The following is a 19,871-nucleotide window of genomic DNA, read 5'->3' as shown; positions in this document are numbered from 1 at the left end:
ACCGTTTTTTCAGAGGGGTCTAAGGGCTATGTCCTTTATTTTATCAATGTTTTGACGGGGTTGTCACCCCGTCAACTACCGCACCCTCCCATAGTTGTGGTAGTAAACACTTTTCGACAAAGACTTGGAATGCTTTGCCATTCATTGAACCATCCAATGTCATTACAGCTAACACCTTTTTTAAGCTAATTGCCCCAATTACTGTCACCTTTGAGCCTCGATAAAATGGTTTAAAATCATAGACCCTACTTCCATAATAGCTTCGGGCCTGAGTTCGTGTTAACCCCAGTAAAACGCCCATCTCATCGATAAAAACTAAATTTTCTGGTGCGATTTGCTTAACTTTCTGCCAATACTCAATTCTCAATTTTCGGACTCTTTCTGTTTTCCCTTGGTCACGGCGTGATGTTTTTTTTTAAGGTGAGTTTTTGTTTTTGTAATGCCCGACACATTGCACTTTTACTAACCCATTGATGATAATTTTCTCCCCAATATTCACAATATTCTAATAATGTTGCATCTGGATATCGTTCAACCATTGTCTGTAGTTGAACTTCCGTTCAATACAATGCCCCTTCATTTTCCCACATGGTTTTTTTGGTTCTAAACTACCTTGAGATTTATGAATAGATAGTAGTTTTTGTACAAAGCTTTTAGCTACACTAAATCTAGCCGCAACTTTTCTGATTGAGGTGTTACCTTGAAAGTAAGCCGTGACTATTTTTTCTCGGAAATCGATTGAGTAAGATTTCATTGGGACTATTATTTCTACATTAAATATTAGTGTACCTCATAAACCTGGGATACGCTGTATAATAATCGCAAGATTATCTTGATTTGGGAGGGAGCTAGTTATCATAAATATGGAGAATTGAGAGATTTTTTATTAGAACTAAATGGTGACAAAGAACCTGATAATTGGTCAATTACTTGTATTTTATTTGCTCCCAATGCTCCCCAACACAATCCCGTTGAAGATATTTGGTTACAAGCTAAAAACTTTTTAAGAAAGTATTGGTATTTATGTAGGTCTTTTAAGATTGTCAAATTTTTGTTTGAGTTTTTTACTAACGAACATAAATTTGATTTCCCCAAAATACGTCAATATACTTACACAGAGAAAATCCTTGAGGATTGCTCTAGATATAGAAAATCATTTAGGATTGCTATATATGGATGGCTAGCTCTGCTATATCCCACATTCTTTTATAGCAACCGTCAAGGCAGTTAGGACGAAAAGCGCAATACATCTTCGATCGCATCTCGTAAACAATTAAACCGATCAAGTTGTTTGCGGATGCGACTTTTTAACCAAGACCCGCACTGTTCAATGCAAGTTGAGGTCTGGGGAATAAGGGGGTAAGTACAGCAATTGACAGCCTGCATCCTGTATCAGTTGGAAGATGCGACCCCCTTTATGAAATGTGGCATTATCCATGACTAAAACCTGTCCAGGTTCGAGAGTTGGAAGTAAACTTGTTTCCAGCCACATTTCAAACACTGTTCGATTACACGCTCCTTCAAGTGTAAAAGGAGCTATCAGTTTTTGGTTGCACAGGGCAGCAATCATGTTGACCCGCCCCTGGCGCCGTCCTGATTTTAGGCTGTGAAAGCGTTCCCCTTTTTGATTCCAGCCATAATCATACTCGTCTCGATTATCCATGCCAGACTCATCAAGGTACACAATTTGAGATGGGGACAAAGTTGACAACTGCGCTATGAATGCTTGCCGTTTCTGCTCATCTCTTTCACGGTAGCCATAGGTCTTTTTTTTCGAGTAAAGCCAATTTTCTTTAATGCCCGTGAAATAGTGCGATCGCTCATCTCTCCTTCCCACAGTGAGGCCATCTCCACTTGGGTTTTATCCCCGTAAGTTTTAGCAAACTTTCGGAATTTTTCCCAGTCGGTAATTTTATGACCCTTACCTTTTGGTTGATTGGGCAACGCTTCTTGCGCCCCCTGTTTGGGCTTGTCGTTTCAGCCATAGACCGATCGTGTTGCGGCTAATATTGAACAGTTGACTGGCTTCGGTAATCTTCAAGCCATCGAGCTTTATAGCGAGTATAACCTTTTGGCGAAGGTCGTAACTGTAGGGCTTGGGCATGAGTTGTGCGATCGCGCTTGGCAATTGGGACTACTTACAGTTTATGCCCTAACCGCCAAGGCGGTTGCTATATTATTTAACCAGGCAATAATTTCGGCTTTTTCGGCTTTTTCGGATTGACTTAAATAGCCCGACTTTCCTTTATACCCTATTCTGGGCCCGCTCACTCCACAAGTTGAAAACTTATTATTCCACTTACTGATAACTCAAGCGTGAAACGTTTAACAGTTTGATAATTTCACGATATGATATCCCTGACAAACTCCATTTAACGGCTAATGCTCGTTTAATTTATCTAGCATCTGAAGTTGCTTTAATAAAATCCTCTAATTCTTGCTTTTTGGGATCTAGTACCTGGCTATCCATTTGGATAATTCTCTGTTTCTTATGTCTTAGGTTTTTTATATTTTATCATATTGGTGTTCATATCTCATTTATGATTGCTATAGAAGGGAGTGGTTTAAGGGGAGATAGACTAATTAAGATGATTCTGCTAATGGTGTTCGTCTACACTTCGGCGATATTTCAAGGCACTGAAATTCCTAAAAAGCAGGTTCAAAAATATGTATCTCGCCTTAAACACAAGCGCAAGAAATACCGAAGGCCGAGCACATTTGGCGTTGGTAAGGATGGAGAGCAGTGGGTAAATTATCTCGGTCGGCATTCATTAGAAATCCAAGAATTAATGAAGTTAACTCGAAATAAACGTCGCTTTTATCAACAGGGGATACGGGCTGCAACCCTGATTGCGTCTATCTCCTAAACCTCTTTGTCACCCCCCCAGCCCCAGATCCAAGATTTCTCTCTTTGTCCAGTTGGATGGTAAGCGCCCCTGCTTCTTCGTAGGCAATATCGGATGTAGTATGGGTTCCATTATTTCCCCTTCTGAGTCCGTTAGGCTGCTACAGTAAGGCATAGCTGCTGGATTTTGCTTTTAGGGTGACGTTACCACAAGACCGTAAAAGATCTCAAATAGACTCATAAGTTCGCCATGTCGTACTCCTACTCTATGCAGGGTTTATCAGTAAGTCCTATTGACCTTACTGGGTTATAGCCCAACATTCGGTAGTAGAGTCCCTGTTGGGTAAGGAGTTCGGCGTGGGTACCAGACTCGAAAATCTCGCCTTCCTGCATCACAAAAATCCGATCGCAGTCTACGGCAGTTTCGAGTCGGTGCGTGACCAAGATGATGGTTCTGTTGCGCCGCAGACGTTGCAGAGTCTCTATGACCCACTGCTCGTGCTTCAAGTCCAGCGCATTCGTGGGTTCGTCGAGGATGAGTATTGGAGCCTCAGTGACGAGCGCTCGCGCGATAGCTAGGCGCTGTCGCTGTCCACCCGAGAGGTTTTGACCGCCCTCAGCGATTAAAGTATCATACTGCTCCGGCAAGGTTTCGATGAACTCGGCTGCCCCAGATTCAACCGCCGCCTTCCGAATATCGGAGAGCAGAGCATCCGGGCGACCGTAGGCGATATTTTCTGCGATCGTTCCGGGGAAAAGTGGGCTGCCTTGCGAGACGAGCGCCATGTGTTTGCGGACATCGGCAATCTTAAGGGTGCGGAGGTCAAAGCCGTCGAGAAGGACGCTGCCCGATGTCGGGTCATAGAAGCGCGGCAAGAGATTGAGCAGCGTACTCTTTCCCGTTCCGCTAGGACCCAAAAACGCCACCATCTGACCCGGCTCGATACTAGCACTGATGTTCCGTAAGACCGGTTGCCCAGAGTTGTACTCGAAGCTCACGTCGGCAAGTGCTAGTGTGCAGGGATGAACGGGAAGCGAGCGGGCATCAGGCTCATCTTTTATGGCAGGCGGCTCGTCAATGACCGTAAAGACGCGATCGCATGAAGCTACAAACGTCTGGATCTTAGTAGTGAACCCCAACACCCAACCTATCGGGTCCCAGAACTGCCCCAGGTACGCCATGAATACGAGCAGATCGCCCATGCTCACGCCGTTCGGCACCGGACGCAAGAACTGGTCGCGATAGACTAGGTATCCGCCGTAGCCTAAGATTACCCCGCTTCCCAGAGCGAAGACTACCTGAACCGCTAGCGGATAGAGGTTCTCTTGCCAATTGAGTCGCATGGATGCCTTGACGCTGCGTTCGACCACCTGCCCGAAGCGCCGCGACTCTGTTGCTTCTCGACCGAAGGACTGGATTAGCCCGATCAACTCTATAGCTTGCTGCATGGTTGAGGTCATCACCGCATCGGTCTGCTTCGACTCAAGGGCTCGACTCCTAATCCTTCCCTCGAAGTACCAATTAGCCAGTATTAGAAGCGGAGTGAACGAAAGCGCAAATACGGTGAGAAGGACGTGGCGCGACAGCATGATCCAGATCATCGCCGTCAGCGTTACCGATGCGGCAGTGGAGCCGATGAGCGTATCGATTACCCCCCACGGCCCGAGGCTGTCGTAGCTCAACCGATAGATTGCGTCACCCTGCGATCGGGAGCCGTGCCAGCCGAGACTCAGCGCCTGCATTTTGTCGTAGAGTTCGGTGCGAACCCGCAAGGTTCCGTTGTACTGGATGCGGTAGTTCAACATCCTACGGAGCATGAAAACGGTCTCGCTCAGGATTCTGATAATCATCGCGACGAACGCCATTCCGAAAATCCGGTTCAGCGTGCTTTCACCGAACGGAGCAAGAAACAGCGTATGAATCCAGTTGGATTTCGGAGTTGGTGATAAAACCGTATCGACTAGAATCGCCATCGGCCAGGCGTTGAGAAGGTTGAAAAGCACTGATCCTCCGATCAAAAGCAAGAGCGTGACGATCAGCCATAAGTCTTTGCGAAAGTAGGAAATGGAGCGCAGAACGATCGGCACCAACCAATGTTGATTAATTAACGGCATCACCATTTTTGGTGAATTCTTCTGGCTCTTCAAACGTGCTTTGAATGGAAAATTCATGGATGTGCTGGATGCCTCTAAGTAAGACAATGCACCAATTAGGAAGTTTCACCCCAGTCAGAGAAGCCAGAAATTAACTTTGGGTTTTAACCCCTGTTGTCAAGCAAGGCAGGTGGAATGTGAGATTATTCGACTGGTGCTAGATTTAAATAGAGTTTCGCTGTTTTCGATAGCTAGATAGAAAGCGAGAGCGCTTTGCTTCTTGGTGTGATGCGTCAGCGTTGCTTTCCCGAAAACTGTCGCAAAGTTGAGAAAATCTCAACTGTTCTAGCGGAACTTCCCCCCTGTAGTCTTAAGCATCCAAGCAAAACCCCCATCAGTCACGCAATAGGGCTAACGCCCTCGCCCAATAGATGACTACAATATTAGGGAAACCTTCAGTAAATCCAAAGCTCTCTGTTGCAATGGAGCTGGCATTGTCAGCTTGTCGAAACTAACTGAAACCAGACGCAATTTAGGCTAGACTCGGTTTTTAGCGATTGTCGATAAATTTGTTATTAACGTCCGAAAACTTTAAAGTGGAAAGCTCTCAGAAGTACATTTTGTTGAAGCTTTCCGTTTTGCCAAAGTGGATGACTGAACCGCGACAACCCCCGACCCTGACTCAGAAGCATTCAACCACTCCTCATCCTCGAACAACGACGACGTATGGTAATCGTTGACACATATGCCCTTCTACGTAATAAGCTAACACACATAAAAACAGGTGTGCAAGCACCACCAGAAGTTGTATCGCTAGCAACAACACCCACAGCATCACTAATAGGGGAAACACCACCCACACAACAACCACAGGAAACTGCATTGCCAACTGCAACACCACCGCAGCCGGAAGTATTTGCACCACACCCTGTACCCATCCAATCAAAGGAGCCTAGTTTAATGAGCAAACTGCAAGCACCCGATAAAGAAGCGACGGTTAGGGGAACCGTGGAGATGTCCGAAACTCTGCACCGTAAACTGTCGATGTTGGCTGCAAAGACGGGTCACAAGAAAGTGGATCAGAGTGCGGATGTTGTTGGAGGATGGTTTGAAAGAAGAGGCGTAGGGATAAGGATTCTGGCGTTTATGATTCATGGTATGAATCACCTTTTTGCTTGATGCTACAAAACTCACCCTACTTGCCCTATAGCCATTCCGAAATCTTGAATCCATACCTATATCCAGCAACGCCTCCAACTAGCCTGCTCCTTCTCATGAATGGTTGCGATCGCCATTGAGCGAAATTTTCAAAGACTAAAGAAACGGTTCGCTATAAACTTTCATGTCTATTTGCTCCATTCGTCCCATGCTACCTTCGTCACTTTTGCGATGACTTCCTCGCGTATCGCACCGTTTGCTGGAGAATCTGAAACAAAAACTGCGATCGCCATGTGTTGCCCTTTCGGAAGCGTCACAAGTCCTACATCATTGGTTGCAGCCGTCACTCCATTTACAGTAGATGAAGTACCAGTTTTGTGCGCCACAACTGTCCCATTAGGCAACAGTCCTTTAATGCGCTTTGGACCTGTAGTTGTCTGTGTCATCAATTGCCGCAATAAGGATTGACTAGATTTTGAAAGCCCTTTTCCCTCATGAAAAGCGCGTAACAAAACGACGGTAGCATTAGGTGTCGCATAGTTACGATACTTCACTGCTGGGTCTTGCGCTAGCTCCTTCTCCGTATTAGCAACAACAATATCGTTGATGCCAAGACTACGCAAATACTTCGTGACAATCCTTGGCTCACCGACGAGTCGTAACAGCACATTACAAGACGTACCATCACTCTCAGAAACCATGTACTTTAATAGTTCAGCCAGACTGAATTCCCTTCCCTGGGATTTCTCGTCGAGAATCCGACTACCCTGGAGGACATCACTGGTTTCAACACGAATTTTCTGATCTAGCTTCAATTTTCCTTGGTCTACTTGAGCCAGAACGGCCATTGCGATCGGAAACTTGTAAACACTCTGCATCGGAAATTGCTGATTTCCATTCAGAGTCACTGACTGCGCGGTTTCTAGCACTGTGGCTGTCACCCCAACACGCCCTTGAGCAGCGTGAGAGATTTGTTCGATCCGATCGCGTAATTCGTTGGTGCGCTCGGCGTTGGATATTGTGATACCGCTCGGCGCACTTGTTTGCTTGTTGGGGGTGTCTTCTCTATTACTGGAGTTAATGCTTGTGCAACCAAAAGTCAGTAAAAACAAGCAAAATGTGTAAAGCCAAGCTTTTTTTATCACTGGAATCATGTCAATAGTTCTCGGTTAGCGTTAAGCCGTATTAAGGATAGAAAAAGGGTAAATTAAAACTTCAATGTTATGAGATGTGGTTATTTGTAGGCTCGAAAGGTAATAAACAGTGGATTGGGTGGCTATAGATGGTCTGATACCAATTTAATATGAAGCTGCATAGAATAAAGCTTCCAGAATGAAAGTATAAGAAGATAGCGAACTGATTTGTTCAGGCGTGATTTGTTGCAGAACCTGATTAAGTCGTTCGCGCAATTCCACAAGTGTCAGAAACACTTCTCCCTTGAATTGTTGTTTGATAAATTGCCAAACTCGTTCAATTGGATTGAGTTCGGGGCTATGGGCTGGTTGACAAACCGGAATCAAGTTGTCGGGCCACCGCAGAACACTGGTCACATGAGCTCCCGCTTGGTCAAGTTGAATTATGGCGATGTCAGTTTGAGTCGATGGGAGGTACTATCCTCCGCACCTCTCGGTTAGATCGGGACGTGCTGGTTTCCCCGCATCCGGCTCCCGATATTCTTGGCTTGCGCCTTTGCTCATGTGGATATAATCGTGGCAGCTTTCGTGAACCGCTAGAAGGTTGTTTATTTTCCAATTACTGTGGCAACCATCTACGTGATGCAGATGTACCTTTTCATCGCCTAGCATTTTTAGACCACATTTCCCACATTTATGGTTTTGCCGTTTTAAAGCTTTAGAGGTTTCGCCGTTATAGAGCTTGCTGTTACGCTCACTCCAGTAGGCTATATCTCCGTCGTAGGGTGATTTCTCCCCTTTGACATTGACAAATTTGTTTTCGGAGTAAGGAACCGTCGGGAACGCTTTATCAAGCAGTTTCTTGCTGGTGTGGCGAGATTGTTTCGATTCCTTATTGAATACCTTGAAGGCTCTATTTTTGATAAACCACAGTGATAACCGTGACCCATCTAACTTACAGTAGCGATGGTAATTTCTCCAGCCTCTAACTACAGGGGCTAATTTCTCAGCTTTGACCGTAGCACCATAATTCGAGTTGTTAACGATGTGTTTTACCTTCTGACGGAACGCTTTAAAATTGTCCGCTGATGGAACGCATCTAAATTTCCCGTTGTTCTGCACTTTGAAATGCCAACCGAGGAAGTCAAATCCATCTGTCGTAGCTGTTAGCTTGGTTTTCTTTTCACTAACCTTCATACCTCGTTCTGCCAGAAATTCGCTGATTTTATCAAGTATTGCCTCCGCATCATCTTTAGGTTTCAGAATTATTACCATGTCATCCGCGTAACGGACTGATTGATGTATTTCCTCAATCCCATTGAGAGCGATATTGGCTAATAATGGACTTACTACGCCTCCTTGCGGAGTTCCTTGTTCTGGAAATTATGGATTGACTCCTGATTGTAGACAGCGGAATATCCCGGTCTTGATGCCTTTTGGGGCGATGAGTCGTTCCATTATGCTGGCGTGGCTTATCCTGTCGAAGCATTTTTCGATGTTGAGTTCGATAACCCGTTTCTCTATTCCATTACTTATGGAGCGTAGATTGTTGAACAGAGTTTTCTGCGCGTCATGCGCTGACCTCCCTGTTCTAAATCCATAGCTGCAAGCGTGAAAAGTTGCTTCATGCGCTGGCTCTAGTGCGTATTTTGCGAGGCATTGCCACGCTCTATCGGCAATAGTCGGTATCTTGAGGAGGCGGGTACTCCCATCCTTTTTTGGGATTGGTATTGAACGTAACTTCTGGTGTTTCCAGTTGTTACTTTTGGTTCTGAGTTCTTCACCCAGAGCAAACCTTTCCTCAAATGTGAGTGAGGCTTGGACATCGATTCCCGCAGTCTTTTTGCCAGCGTTTAGTTGAGTTACTTGACGTATCGCCAACATTCTTGCAGCCCGAGATTTCAGAATTAGCTTTTGAAGGGACTTTGCTTTTGGCTTGTCTCCAACCTGAATCGCTTTAAACACTCGTTTTTGTAGGCGAAATAAGTCCCTTCGGAATTTCTTCCAAGGTAACGTCTTCCAAGATTCACGCTTCGTTGCTGCTGTGTCTAATCATGCTCTGCTCTAACTTATGTTTTCTGAACACCTCAAACCAATTACGGTCTGTCCTACCCGAACTAAGGGGGTTCCGCTGCTCGTCTAGCCTACGAAAGGGTTCGACTTCCCCTTGACCCTTAGTTCGTTTTTCTTCGTTCCCTCGGTTAGATTGGTTGTTCCTTTAGGTGGAGCCATTTTAACTACTGGATTCCCTGGACTCTTGCCGATATTGGAAGAATGATTCGGCGGGAATGAACTCCAGTAGAGTCGGGATTAATGGTCTGTGTCCCGCTCTCAACTAAGTTACTTTTCTAGGCTCTATTTCACCATCGGAACCCCCCATTAACGCCAGTGTCATCTCACATTAGATGTCTGATTGCGTCCTGTTCCCAGCTTCACTCTCCGAGAATCGAGCTTGGTCGGTGTGGGCAGATAGGGAGTCATGCCTGAGTCTGGCAGAAGGGACTTGCACCCTTATCAGACCGAGAGTTCAGCCTTGTGGCTGGAAACGCTATGTACGGGCTTTCACCGTGATTCACGTTTCAACGAATCGCACTCTCCCAGTTGATGTGAAAGGGCATCAATAAATTGCTGAAATCTTTGAGTATTGAGGCGATCGTACTCTTGACAAAAATGCCAGCAATCTCATTGGTTCCACCACCCCGTACAGCCAAAAATTGTCACGCCTCCAGATTATATCAGGTTCGGGTAATTACTTATAATATTAATTCGGGCGCTCGAACTTGAATTCGGGCGACCGAACTTGGATTCGGGCGACCGAATTTTAATTGGCACGTGAGACCACTCCAGAGCCGCTCTGGGTGAGAACCTCGAACTCATCGAACTCAATTAATTGTCAACGGTCGGCGAGTCAAAGGCCACCAATGAAAACAAGTCAGTCCGCGAATCAAGTCTTGTTGACCGAGCAATTGCTGACAACGATAGACCAACAGCTCTTCTAACTCGTCAAGATTTTGGGGTGAGCAATTGGCTACGACTTCATTAGTAAGTGGCCACAATCGTTCTGCTGGCTGTAATTCGGGAGAATGTGATGGCAGCTCGAACAAATCAATGCCTTCAGGAATCACTAGCTCTTGAGACTGATGCCATCCAGCTTGGTCAACGACCAGCAGCACTCGTTTATCTGGATCCCATTCAAATACTCTCGTGCAAAATCGGCCAACACCCGATTAAACAGTTGAGTGTTGACAAACGGCAGCAACCACCAATAAGTTTCTCCTGACTCGGGGTGGACAAAACTATAAACCCACAGCCACTTGTATTGATGTTTGACCTCGGCACGCTCGTTGTTCCCCAACCAGAGTCCAGACTCGGCGCAATACTGGTAGCAGTCCCAAGCGATGTTCGTCCATCGCCCAAACTTCAATCTCTGCTTGAGGATATTTAGCTTGTAAAAATCTCAACTCAAAATGAAGTTTTTTTTCCACTGTTGTTGTTGAGAGAGGTCAGTTTCCTGATGCTGCGGTCTGGGGACTTTCAAACGGTAGCCCATTTCCCGAAGATATTCCCATCCCCGATGGCGACTGATCTGCTTTCGTGTCCACTCACTTAACCAATCAGCGACTTTGCGACCATTCCATAAACCGCCATCGGGAGCAGGCCCAGATAGGACTTGCCACAGTTGCGCTCTTTGTAGGTCGTTGAGTTGAGGAGGTTGCCCACGATTGGACGAACGTCGATCGCGCTTAAGGCGCCAGCCCCCAATTGGTTGTAGCGTCGCAGCAGTTGGTAAATCCAAATCCGGCTGTAACGGGTAACTTGAGACACCGCTAGTGGGGTTTGGCCCGAGGCGAGTAACCAGATGATCTGGTAGTGGCTGCGTTCGACTAACCCTGAACTTGTCCGGTAGCGAGTGTAGAGTTCCTGGACACTTAAGTGCGGTTCTAACTGGACTTTTTTTGGCATAGGGGGTTTGGCGTCCCTGTGAATCGGCTGCCCTTAATTATAACTAATTATCCGAACCTGATATTACTGGTGCGTAAGGTTTCACCCCAAACGCCATAATCACTTTCCCTGTTTCGGTTTTGAGTCCCAAGCGAGTCTCGTCTTGACACAAATAACGCAACCGTTGTCCCTTTCCTTTCCAGGCATTGATAGGTCAACAGGGCTGGGGCAATGTTTTTTTAAAACGCCTCACGGCATTGGGCTCTTGCTTAGCACTCTGAGGACGGGGTACTTTCAATTTAGCCTTGAGTCGATAGTGTACCCAATTATAGACTGTGGGATACGTCAGGTTCAGTTGATAAGTCTGATTCAGCCACTCCACGATTTCCCCATAACTTTTGAAGCCTGGTGGCTGTTCCAGCCTTTCTTGCAATCCAGCAAGAGCCTCTGGACTCAAGTGGCGCGATTTTCCGGGTGCACTCTTGACTACCAACAATTCTGACAATCCTCCCTGACGATACTTTTGCAGCCACCTCGTTACCGTTGAACCATCACGTCCCAGGCGTTCGGCCAAGGTTTTATGTTGAGTGATTTGTCCAGTTTTCAGCCACCACAACATTTGCAACCGTTCTTTCTGGCTAGCAGTACGACTGGTTTTTAGTTGTTGTTCTAAACTCTGTGCACTTTCTGCGATCGCCAGAATCAGTTGGCGTGTCATCACTGATACCCTCTAAACAGTATCTTTATTTTATGCAACTTCATGTAAAATTGGTATGACCAAAGAAATTGTTGGGGTGTATATTGCCAGCAGAGATGAGTTGGGAGTTAAAGGATTATGGAATTCTTTACCACCTGTTCCAGAGTTAATGTGTTCTTAGTTACACAGATTTCTGGCATACCTACTCGACAATTTTTCCGACCAAAAGACACAAAACCATAGCCAAAAATAGTGGCTCAACAAATTATCTAGAAAAATTTAATAATACAATGCGACAAGGAATATCTATGTTAGGTAGAAAAAATCTCTGGTTTTCTCAAAAATTCTCTAATCATAGTGGGGCTATCTGGTATTTTATTCATCGTTACAACGCCTCCTTAACTTGTTGAAACCAGTCCTAATATCCTGACTATGCAGCACTACCCCCAAAGGAATGTCCTGACTTTAATAACCCGAAATTTTAGTCATCTCCGTAGCTATTTACTACCCGCCAGAGTAGCTTTCCGTTTTGTCCAACGATAACCAAGTCCTACAATACCAAACATCGCCAATCCTGCTATAGAAGATGTTTCTGGAACTACAACGCTGGTGACGCTGACATTCGGATCGAGTTGATCACCTTGAGAGTAAATATAATCAAATCCAGCTCGATCTTTAAGCATATTTGCACGCAAAAACAGGGCGCTCCAACGGGCGATCGTTTCAATACCAACGGCTGGCTCTAGTGTAGCAGTATTGAGGTCGGGATTTGCACCAGCAGGGTTATTAACATTGGTAATGCCGAAATGATTTGCACCCGTAACAGTAATCAAAGTTTTGGGTGGTGTTTGAATTTTATCAAAGGTGCTTTGATCTCGCTCTGGAAGGGCGACCCCATCGATATCGCCTTGAATCAATGCCACTGCAATGCCATCATTAGCGATAGGGACAAATTGATTTGAAATCGGATTGCGTAAGTTGGCTCCAAAAAATGCACCTGCTAATAGTTCTTTCGGGCGCGTAAATGGCTCTTGACACAAATATGATCCTGGGAGGCATTTGTTACCAATCACTGATAGCCCCACTGCACCACCGAAAGAATGACCCAATAAACCAAGCCGCTGTGTATCGACAACAGACGCAATCGGAGATGTGGTCTTTGTATTTTCGATCGCCATTTGAGACAAAACCGCCCCAATTTGCGAAGTTTCTGACAGCAAGCTAGGCGGTGAGTTGGGATTGATGGGCAAAGGGCGGAAATGGTTCGGAACGACTACCACAAAGCCGTACCGCGCCACGAGGCTAGCGTAATCTGAATAAAAGGATTTATCTACAAGCGCACCTTGCAATAAAAGTACAATGGGGAAAGAGTAACTACCCGAATTAACATCGGATGGTCTAGGATAATAAATGTCTGCTAAATCGTTATTAGCAGATATCGTTGTACTGTAAAAGCTGGCTTCTTTAAATGGCGGTGAATAATCGATTGTTGCGGCGGAGGTTTTGCCATCAAAGACCACAATAAAGGCAGCCATTGTACAAAGACTTGATAAGTTTTTTGTAGAGAACAAATAACGTTTATAATTGAGCCTTAATTTTAGTTTAAGACGGGGTAGATAAGCTATCAAAAAAGAACGCAACTCGGCGACGGCTGGTAAGTAAGGACTCAGGAATTATTTTAGCTGGATGAGAGGTAGCTCTTAGGATCACCAAGCTATCTTTCCAAGAGTTTGGAAGTTGTAGCCGTTTGAAATCTTAGCAATTTACAGCTTTTGTGGCTTGTTTTGTGCTGGTAGTCTACAAACACTGCCTTAAATCTATGCTCCAGACCAATCGAGTAAAATCTACCTAAAGGTATAAACTTAATTATAGCTTTAGTTAGATACGAAATATAGTTCCTATTGGATGAGTTCACTAAAGTGTTCTGTTGACTATAGAATTGACTATAGCAATTCCTAGCTAGGTGAGAAGTTAGATGGCTGATAAATCAGGCGTCAGATCCGACCTATGCTAAATCCGTTGAATGAGTTTATCCAGTCCAATCCCCAGCTACTATCGGTTAAAGGAGATGAGAGCGTCGAATAGAATCTGTTAATCAAGGACTTGATGAATGCAACTAGAAGATGAGTGGTATTTGGTTGCGCCTAATGCTCCCAAGCAGAATCCAAATGTATAAAATATCCTTGGCGTGGGAGCGAAGCGACTTGCAAGCGGGCATCTTAGCTATTTCTCCCGAGTCAGGAACGATCGCACATAATGTTCATGAAAGCGAGCAAAATTTATTGCCCTTGAATTTGGGCAAGCGCTCCCATTTAGCAAGAACAGCAGTACATAGCTCCTGTCGGTGTAATGTTTTTGCTTCGATTCAATTTATTAAAGCTATCAAAGTCAAGGAGATTGACATGGAATGTCCACGGTGCAAGGGGCTCAAAATCATTCACGTCCGCGCTGTTCCGGGTGTCCACCAGCAATATGATGTCGAATGCCCCGTTTGCGGCGGCACTGGAGAGCTTCCAGACTCCACCGAACTCCCGAACCATTGCCCCGCTTGTGGCGAACCTATCCGCACGGCCGAGACGTGGTGTGATCGCCATAAACCAGCAGAGCAACTTGAGTAGGCAGTAAACTGAAATAAGTGCCACTAGAGAAGAATTATATTCTTTAGACACTGATTTTGTATAAAAAGGTTTCATAATTATAGCAACCGCCAAGGCGGTTAGGATGCAAGGCGTAGGACATCTTCGATCGCATCACGTAAACAGTCAAACCGCTTTAATTGTTTGCGGATGCGACTTTTGAGCCAAGACCAGCATTGTTCAATCCTGTTCAAATCAGGGGAGTACGGCGGTAAATACAACAATCTACACCCTACACTTTGAATCAATTCCTCAATTCGACCACCTTTATGAAACGTGGCATTGTCCATCACCACCACCTGTCCTGTCACAAGTGTTGGCAGTAAACCTGTTTAAGGCCAAATTTCAAAAACTGTTCGATTACACGCTCCAACGACGGTAAAAGGGGCGAGCAATTTTTGGTTACATAGAGCAGCAATCATATTTACCCTACCCTCACGTCGCCCAGATTTCAGTGCATGAAACCGTTGCCCCTGTTCGTTCCAACCATAATCATACTGGTCTCTATTATCCATGCCAGATTCATCAACATAGACAATCTGAGCCGAGGGAATGGTGGACAATTCGGTTACAAAAGCCTGCCGCTTGACTTCATCCCGCGGACGGTAGCCGTAGGTCTTTTTTTTCGAGTAAAACCAATTTTTCTCAAAGCCCGCGAGATTGTGCGTGAGCTAATTTCTCCATCCCAAAGTGAGGCCATTTCAACTTGAGTTTTATCCCCATGAGTCTTGGCTTGCCTCACGAAATTTCTCCCAATCACTAATTTTATGACCGTTACCGTTTGGCTTATTAGGTAATGCTAAAAAGTCTCCTGTTTCGGTTTGTCGCTTCAACCATAAGCCGATTGTGTTGCAACTGATATTAAACAGTATACTCGCTTCACTAATCTTTAAGCCATCTAGTTTGATAGCTTGAATGACTTTCTGACGTAGGTCGTAACTGTCGTAGGTCGTAACTGTAGGGTTTTGGCATGGGTCGTGCGATCGGGGCAGCATCAGAGACTACTTCCAGTTTACACCCTAACCGCCTTGGCGGTTGCTATAGGTTCCAGGACTTGCCAAGAGTGCCAGGGAAAATGACCGATTGGAAGAACACTGCTATTGGAAGCTGACTGTTTAGTGGTTAAATAATTAAATTTGAGCCAGGTTCCGTTTTTCTTCCATCCCACAGCTTCTCCGAACTTGGTGTAATCTCGATTCACTTGAGAACTTTCCCAAATTTGTCGCTGGATACCGAACCCAAAGCGATCGTCACTTGCTTGTCGCCAAAGTGGATCTAGAGTTTTGAGATGTTTACAGGGCATTGAGCGGATGTGTGCGGGTGTAATCTCGTCTACAGTCTGCTCAAGTGCCAAGGCATCCCCTAGAATCACCGCCTCTTTAAATAGATCACTGGTTGCCGAATCCATCCAAGGCCAATCCTGAGCTTGTGTTGCTTTCTTCAAATCGTAGGAAGGCCAAAAGGAACCCTGCTTAGAAATTGCACCAGTTGTCATCGTGGCGTTGCAAAGCCGTGTATCGGGAAAATCCGTAATACCCGTATCGGTCAAATCCGCTCGATCGAGATAAGCCGGATCATGCTTCAGTCCGCTGAAGTCACCCGCTACCAGTTTTGCGCCAATCATAATCGCTCCTTGCAAATCGGCATCTCTAATATCAATTTTCTAAAGTAGTGCTACAGTTAGTAAATATCATTTTTGTAAGAGTTAGTACCCAAACAGAAGTAGGAAAAATGTCAGGAGTCGTCAAAATTGAGAGTCGGGAAACAAAAGAAGAACTGAAAGCTCTTCTGGGGAGAGAGAAAGACGCTCACCGCTACGAAAAATTACAAGTTCTGTATTGGCTCAAAACCCAAACGGTAGAAACCGTATTGTCTGCTGCTGTACGGTTAGGGAAACATCGTACCACGGTACAAAGATGGTTGTCTAGTTATCGAAAAGGGGGAAGAGAAGAATTGTTATTGCAGAAACCTCGTTCGGGAAGACCAAGAATGATGAACCCTGAAACTGTAGAGAGATTATCAAAGGAATTGCTCCAACCAGAATGATTCAGGAGCTACAAAGAAGTACATCAATGGTTGACAAGCTGCTGTGAAGTAAAAGTGGCATATCGGACAGTACATCAGTGGGCAAGATATCGGATCAAAAGCAAATTAAAAGTGCCGCGCCCGGTGACTGAAAAAAAAGCAAAAACCAGGAGCACCGGAAGAATTTTAAAAAAACTGTCATCCTTAATCAAAGGTAGCCTGAATCAGAGCGAGAGCTTTTTAAAACAGTGGAAAAAAGTGCGATACTGGAGTGAAGATGAAAGTCGGATGGGATTGCATACAATTAGGAGAAGAAAGTTAACGGGGATCGGAATCAAACCGCAAGGAAAAGTGCAATGGGAGTTTACTTATTTGTGGCTGTACGGGGCAGTGGAGCCACTAACAGGAGAGGGTTTTTTTTTCTAGTTTACGCATCTGGCTGGATACAACGTGCTTCGAGAAATTCTTGGAGCTATTTGCCAGTAAGTATTTTCTAGATTTACATATCATACAAGTAGATAATGGAGGGTTTCATAACTCCTTAAATCTGAGCCTACCCGAGAATGTTATTTTGCTATTTCAGCCAGCCTACAGTCCGGAAGTAAATCCGGCGTTGCACAGTTGTGGTATGCTGAGCGCTAACATTCAAAGAAAATTCAGCTATGATTTCTCCTGAATGTCAATCTAGTAATTTTAAGAAAAATGGCCATAAAAGAGGAAAACAAAATTATCTTTGTAAAAACTGGATCCGCCAGTTTCTTGATAGCTACTCGCCCCTACGCTATCCGGATTCTGTCAAAAAATATTGCCTGCATCTTTACCTTGAAGGGAATGGTTTTCGTCGGATAGAAAGACTAACTGGTGTTAGTCATAACACTGTTATTAATTGGGTTAAATTGGCTGGGTTAAGTTTGTCCCAACAGCCAGATTATGACGAGATTCCCGAAGTGGCACAAATAGATGAATTGCAAACATTTGTGGGCCCATAAAAAAAACAAAATTTGGCTGTGGACTGCCGTGAATAAAGGGTCTGCGGGAATTTTAGCCTGGACTCTAGGTGACAGATCGGCAGAAACATTTAAGCCCTTATGGAAAATTATTAAAGGGTGGAAATGTTTTTTTTATGCTACGGATGGTTACGTTGTTTATCCCCAGTTTATTGACGAGACTGACCACATTGTTAGTAAAACTTATAGGATCCGCGTTGAAGGAGAAAATACAAGAATTAGGCATTATTTATCACGTAGAAAAAAGTTTTTGTGACTCTAAGTCTCTCTTGATGTTGGCCATATCAATTCGATTAGTCATTTATTACTTAAAGCATAAAAGTGTGCCTATTACTAGCTGAAATATGTTTGTTCCTTGCGGGCGTGCTATCGATAGCATACTGCTATTGTGCAACGCCGTAAATCCAATAGAAAGACTGTGGGGGTATGTAAAAGAACAATTAAAATGGTTGAGATTTGAACACATAGAGGAGTTAAGAGCAGCGGTGCAAAAAGAGTTAAACAAGTTGACGAATGGGCGTTGCTGAATCACGGTATGAAAATAGATAACTTGGTAATTCCGAAGATGTTCTGATACCAAATCCGGGTTACTTACCCCGTTTATGATGGCGAACAGAACCCAGCTACCACCAGCACGCTCACCAGTTATGTAATGGCTGATGGAATCAGGGTCTGGTTAACCCTCTTCGCCCGGTGTTGATGAACCGAACTGGTGGACGCTGCGATCGATACAACAGCGGACGATCGATACAACAGCGGGCGATCGACACAACAACGGGCGATCGACACAACAGCGGACGATCGACACAACAGCCGGCGGCGTTCATCAGCTACGAGCATCAATATCAGTTCATGGTTCAAACAAAAAGATGACGCATAGTGGCACCTCTAGAACCCTACTTGAGTTCTTTTGAACTTAAAAATCGTTATCGAGAGGCAACTCACCCAGTAGAAGGTCGTCGTTGGCAATTACTGTGGTTAATTTCGCTCGGCTGGACTATTAAAGAGGCAGCCAAAGTAATCGGCATTAATTATGACTATGCTAAAGAAATAGTTAAGGGCTATAACCAACAAGGAGAGATAGCGATCCTGCGGAAAAAACTGCCCCCAAAAAAGCGCCCCAGCCATGCCTTACTCAACACTCTTCAATTAGAAGAACTGCATTTAAGTTTGAAAGGAGAATCGCCCGATCGAGGTAGAGGTGAGCGGGCCCAAAGTTGCATTATGGATTGCCCAAAAAACCGGGAGACAAAAAGTCGGTAAACAAAGGGGTCGGGAATAGCTAAAAAAGTGCGGTTACTCACCTCAAAGACCTCGCCCTCGGCATAAAAATGGAGAGCTAATTGAGCAGGAACTATTTAAAAAAAACTGTCAAATCGAGTGAGGGAGCTACAAAAAGAGTTTCCTTCACATCAAATAGAGGTCTGGTCATTCGACGAACATAGAGTAGGACTCAAACCAATTATCCGTAAAGTATGGGCCCCCATTGGAGAAAGACCATCGGCAGTTGTTTGTCATCGCTACGAATGGGTGTATGTTTACGGATTTGTCAATCCTCCCACCGATCAAACCGAATGGTTTATCCCAAGCCGAGAGTTAATATAGAATGGTTGAATTTAGTATTAGAACAGTTTGCCTTACAAACAGGAGCTGGCACCTCGAAAAAAATCCTGTTAGTCATGGAGCGAGCTGGCTGGCATATGAGTGACAAAGTGATTCTACCCTCAGGAATTTATGTAGAGTATTTACCACCTTACTCTCCCGAACAACAGCGGGCCGAAAGGCTTTGGTCTATGGCTGATGAACCATTACTCAATAAAAGTTTTGACCAAATACAAGACTTGGAAGCAGTTCTCGAAGAACGTTGTCAAATTTTATCAGCAACTATGACAGAACCCATCAAAAATCTGACCAATTATTATTGGTGGCCACAAAACTGCTTGCCTTGTGAAGGATAACCGCTGGTTGGGCGGTGAATTTATCTAACAGGACTATCAAGGAGCGCGAGGCTGGGGAGCGCCAATATATTCACTTGTTTACTAATTGTTAAACCAGCTAATTTCTGGAAATTGGCGACAGCTTTCTTCAAAAAATTCTCCCTAGTTGGGGTTTTTAAAATCACACAAGCGAGTGAAGTTTTTTTTCGCCATCATAAAGGGGGTAAGTAACCCGGATTTGGTATGATATCATGTCCGGTAGTACAACCATAGTAAAATAGCTAAGTATACCCTTTGTAAAAAGCATCTATCTGACCAAGGCCAAAACGTATTAGCATTGAACCACATCTATCGTTAGGAGAACTAGAACAGCGTTACCGTCAAGCAAAAGACCCGG

At 44.8% G+C, this 19,871-nt stretch carries 19 protein-coding genes and 6 pseudogenes; 11 read left to right on the top strand and 14 right to left on the bottom strand.

Annotated features, from left to right (window positions below; all coding sequences use genetic code 11):
- Positions 1-43 precede the first annotated feature (43 nt).
- Entirely contained in the window at positions 44-367 is a 324-nt protein-coding gene (locus QUA71_RS26855; RefSeq protein WP_333289777.1) for a transposase, read from the bottom strand.
- A 465-nt stretch (positions 368-832) separates the two neighbouring features.
- Between QUA71_RS26855 and QUA71_RS26850 the strand changes: the two genes are divergently transcribed.
- Positions 833-1,231 carry a hypothetical protein gene (locus tag QUA71_RS26850; RefSeq protein WP_333289775.1) on the top strand — a complete coding sequence of 133 codons (399 nt, stop codon included), beginning with the start codon at positions 833-835 and terminating at the stop codon, positions 1,229-1,231.
- On the opposite strand, the pseudogene QUA71_RS26845 reads toward QUA71_RS26850, so the two are convergent.
- A pseudogene (locus tag QUA71_RS26845) lies at positions 1,228-2,104 on the bottom strand (IS630 family transposase). The gene QUA71_RS26850 and the pseudogene QUA71_RS26845 overlap by 4 nt on opposite strands.
- Before the next feature lie 436 nt (positions 2,105-2,540).
- On the opposite strand from QUA71_RS26845, the gene QUA71_RS26840 reads away from it, so the two are divergent.
- Entirely contained in the window at positions 2,541-2,867 is a 327-nt protein-coding gene (locus QUA71_RS26840) for a hypothetical protein (RefSeq protein WP_333289773.1), read from the top strand.
- A 239-nt stretch (positions 2,868-3,106) separates the two neighbouring features.
- On the opposite strand, the gene QUA71_RS26835 is transcribed toward QUA71_RS26840, so the two are convergent.
- Positions 3,107-5,017, bottom strand: coding sequence for an ABC transporter ATP-binding protein (locus tag QUA71_RS26835; RefSeq protein ID WP_333289771.1), 1,911 nt, complete (start codon positions 5,015-5,017; stop codon positions 3,107-3,109).
- Between the two features lie 625 nt (positions 5,018-5,642).
- On the bottom strand, positions 5,643-5,864 hold the full coding sequence (locus tag QUA71_RS26830) for a hypothetical protein (protein WP_333289769.1): 222 nt from the start codon (positions 5,862-5,864) through the stop codon (positions 5,643-5,645).
- Positions 5,865-5,899: 35 nt separating this feature from the next.
- Here QUA71_RS26830 and QUA71_RS26825 point away from each other — a divergent pair, with 35 nt between their 5' ends.
- Positions 5,900-6,118 (top strand): hypothetical protein, encoded by a 219-nt coding sequence (locus QUA71_RS26825; RefSeq protein WP_333289767.1) that lies wholly within the window; start codon positions 5,900-5,902, stop codon positions 6,116-6,118.
- A gap of 167 nt (positions 6,119-6,285) precedes the next feature.
- On the opposite strand, the gene bla is transcribed toward QUA71_RS26825, so the two are convergent.
- The 7 genes and pseudogenes from bla to QUA71_RS26790 form a co-directional block, all read right to left on the bottom strand.
- Entirely contained in the window at positions 6,286-7,251 is a 966-nt protein-coding gene (gene bla, locus QUA71_RS26820; protein WP_333289765.1) for a class A beta-lactamase, read from the bottom strand.
- Positions 7,252-7,395: 144 nt separating this feature from the next.
- A complete protein-coding gene (locus QUA71_RS26815) occupies positions 7,396-7,674 on the bottom strand; it encodes a transposase (protein ID WP_333289780.1) in 279 nt (92 codons plus the stop codon).
- Positions 7,675-7,707: 33 nt separating this feature from the next.
- The gene (locus QUA71_RS26810) at positions 7,708-8,352 is read right to left on the bottom strand and encodes a group II intron reverse transcriptase (protein ID WP_445243833.1); all 645 of its coding nucleotides are present in this window, start codon (positions 8,350-8,352) and stop codon (positions 7,708-7,710) included.
- 6 nt (positions 8,353-8,358) lie between these two features.
- Positions 8,359-9,240 (bottom strand): annotated as a pseudogene (locus tag QUA71_RS26805) (reverse transcriptase domain-containing protein); the annotation flags it as partial.
- A 569-nt stretch (positions 9,241-9,809) separates the two neighbouring features.
- The gene (locus QUA71_RS26800; protein ID WP_333289763.1) at positions 9,810-9,941 is read right to left on the bottom strand and encodes a hypothetical protein; all 132 of its coding nucleotides are present in this window, start codon (positions 9,939-9,941) and stop codon (positions 9,810-9,812) included.
- A 171-nt stretch (positions 9,942-10,112) separates the two neighbouring features.
- Positions 10,113-11,193: pseudogene (locus QUA71_RS26795) on the bottom strand (IS630 family transposase).
- Positions 11,194-11,386: 193 nt separating this feature from the next.
- On the bottom strand, positions 11,387-11,890 hold the full coding sequence (locus QUA71_RS26790) for a helix-turn-helix domain-containing protein (protein ID WP_333289761.1): 504 nt from the start codon (positions 11,888-11,890) through the stop codon (positions 11,387-11,389).
- A 191-nt stretch (positions 11,891-12,081) separates the two neighbouring features.
- Here QUA71_RS26790 and QUA71_RS29400 point away from each other — a divergent pair, with 191 nt between their 5' ends.
- Positions 12,082-12,279: a hypothetical protein gene (locus tag QUA71_RS29400; protein WP_445243832.1), complete on the top strand. Its 198-nt coding sequence runs from the start codon at positions 12,082-12,084 to the stop codon at positions 12,277-12,279.
- Between the two features lie 87 nt (positions 12,280-12,366).
- On the opposite strand, the gene QUA71_RS26785 is transcribed toward QUA71_RS29400, so the two are convergent.
- Complete coding sequence (locus QUA71_RS26785) at positions 12,367-13,497, bottom strand: poly(ethylene terephthalate) hydrolase family protein (protein WP_333289759.1); 1,131 nt, start codon at positions 13,495-13,497, stop codon at positions 12,367-12,369.
- A gap of 540 nt (positions 13,498-14,037) precedes the next feature.
- Between QUA71_RS26785 and QUA71_RS26780 the strand changes: the two genes are divergently transcribed.
- Positions 14,038-14,487 (top strand): hypothetical protein, encoded by a 450-nt coding sequence (locus tag QUA71_RS26780; RefSeq protein ID WP_333289757.1) that lies wholly within the window; start codon positions 14,038-14,040, stop codon positions 14,485-14,487.
- A 98-nt stretch (positions 14,488-14,585) separates the two neighbouring features.
- Here QUA71_RS26780 and QUA71_RS26775 read toward each other — a convergent pair.
- Together QUA71_RS26775 and QUA71_RS26770 are read right to left on the bottom strand one after the other, a co-directional pair.
- Positions 14,586-15,500: pseudogene (locus QUA71_RS26775) on the bottom strand (IS630 family transposase).
- A 17-nt stretch (positions 15,501-15,517) separates the two neighbouring features.
- The gene (locus tag QUA71_RS26770; RefSeq protein ID WP_333289755.1) at positions 15,518-16,129 is read right to left on the bottom strand and encodes a GUN4 domain-containing protein; all 612 of its coding nucleotides are present in this window, start codon (positions 16,127-16,129) and stop codon (positions 15,518-15,520) included.
- Between the two features lie 107 nt (positions 16,130-16,236).
- Here QUA71_RS26770 and QUA71_RS26765 point away from each other — a divergent pair, with 107 nt between their 5' ends.
- From QUA71_RS26765 to QUA71_RS26745, 6 genes and pseudogenes are all read left to right on the top strand, one after another.
- Positions 16,237-16,551: a helix-turn-helix domain-containing protein gene (locus tag QUA71_RS26765; protein WP_333289753.1), complete on the top strand. Its 315-nt coding sequence runs from the start codon at positions 16,237-16,239 to the stop codon at positions 16,549-16,551.
- 641 nt (positions 16,552-17,192) lie between these two features.
- A pseudogene (locus QUA71_RS26760) lies at positions 17,193-17,878 on the top strand (IS1 family transposase).
- A gap of 358 nt (positions 17,879-18,236) precedes the next feature.
- A complete protein-coding gene (locus QUA71_RS26755; protein ID WP_333289751.1) occupies positions 18,237-18,410 on the top strand; it encodes a hypothetical protein in 174 nt (57 codons plus the stop codon).
- Positions 18,411-18,416: 6 nt separating this feature from the next.
- On the top strand, positions 18,417-18,800 hold the full coding sequence (locus QUA71_RS26750; RefSeq protein WP_333289749.1) for a helix-turn-helix domain-containing protein: 384 nt from the start codon (positions 18,417-18,419) through the stop codon (positions 18,798-18,800).
- A gap of 31 nt (positions 18,801-18,831) precedes the next feature.
- Positions 18,832-18,921 (top strand): annotated as a pseudogene (locus QUA71_RS29395) (hypothetical protein); the annotation flags it as partial.
- Between the two features lie 190 nt (positions 18,922-19,111).
- The gene (locus tag QUA71_RS26745) at positions 19,112-19,495 is read left to right on the top strand and encodes a transposase (protein ID WP_333289748.1); all 384 of its coding nucleotides are present in this window, start codon (positions 19,112-19,114) and stop codon (positions 19,493-19,495) included.
- Positions 19,496-19,871: the final 376 nt, after the last annotated feature.

It is taken from the genome of Microcoleus sp. MON1_C5, from assembly GCF_036701875.1.
Lineage (GTDB): Bacteria > Cyanobacteriota > Cyanobacteriia > Cyanobacteriales > Microcoleaceae > Microcoleus.
Note: the sequence above shows the minus strand (reverse complement) of the source record. Positions and strands in the feature narration are given on the sequence as shown.

Coding starts and splice junctions, on each gene's coding strand:
- QUA71_RS26840 (WP_333289773.1), top strand. CDS start 2,541: ATGATTGCTATAGAAGGGAGTGGTTTAAGGGGAGATAGACTAATTAAG.
- QUA71_RS26835 (WP_333289771.1), bottom strand. CDS start 5,017: ATGAATTTTCCATTCAAAGCACGTTTGAAGAGCCAGAAGAATTCACCA.
- QUA71_RS26825 (WP_333289767.1), top strand. CDS start 5,900: ATGAGCAAACTGCAAGCACCCGATAAAGAAGCGACGGTTAGGGGAACC.
- bla (WP_333289765.1), bottom strand. CDS start 7,251: ATGATTCCAGTGATAAAAAAAGCTTGGCTTTACACATTTTGCTTGTTT.
- QUA71_RS26790 (WP_333289761.1), bottom strand. CDS start 11,890: ATGACACGCCAACTGATTCTGGCGATCGCAGAAAGTGCACAGAGTTTA.
- QUA71_RS26780 (WP_333289757.1), top strand. CDS start 14,038: ATGTATAAAATATCCTTGGCGTGGGAGCGAAGCGACTTGCAAGCGGGC.
- QUA71_RS26770 (WP_333289755.1), bottom strand. CDS start 16,129: ATGATTGGCGCAAAACTGGTAGCGGGTGACTTCAGCGGACTGAAGCAT.
- QUA71_RS26765 (WP_333289753.1), top strand. CDS start 16,237: ATGTCAGGAGTCGTCAAAATTGAGAGTCGGGAAACAAAAGAAGAACTG.
- QUA71_RS26755 (WP_333289751.1), top strand. CDS start 18,237: ATGAACCGAACTGGTGGACGCTGCGATCGATACAACAGCGGACGATCG.
- QUA71_RS26745 (WP_333289748.1), top strand. CDS start 19,112: ATGGTTTATCCCAAGCCGAGAGTTAATATAGAATGGTTGAATTTAGTA.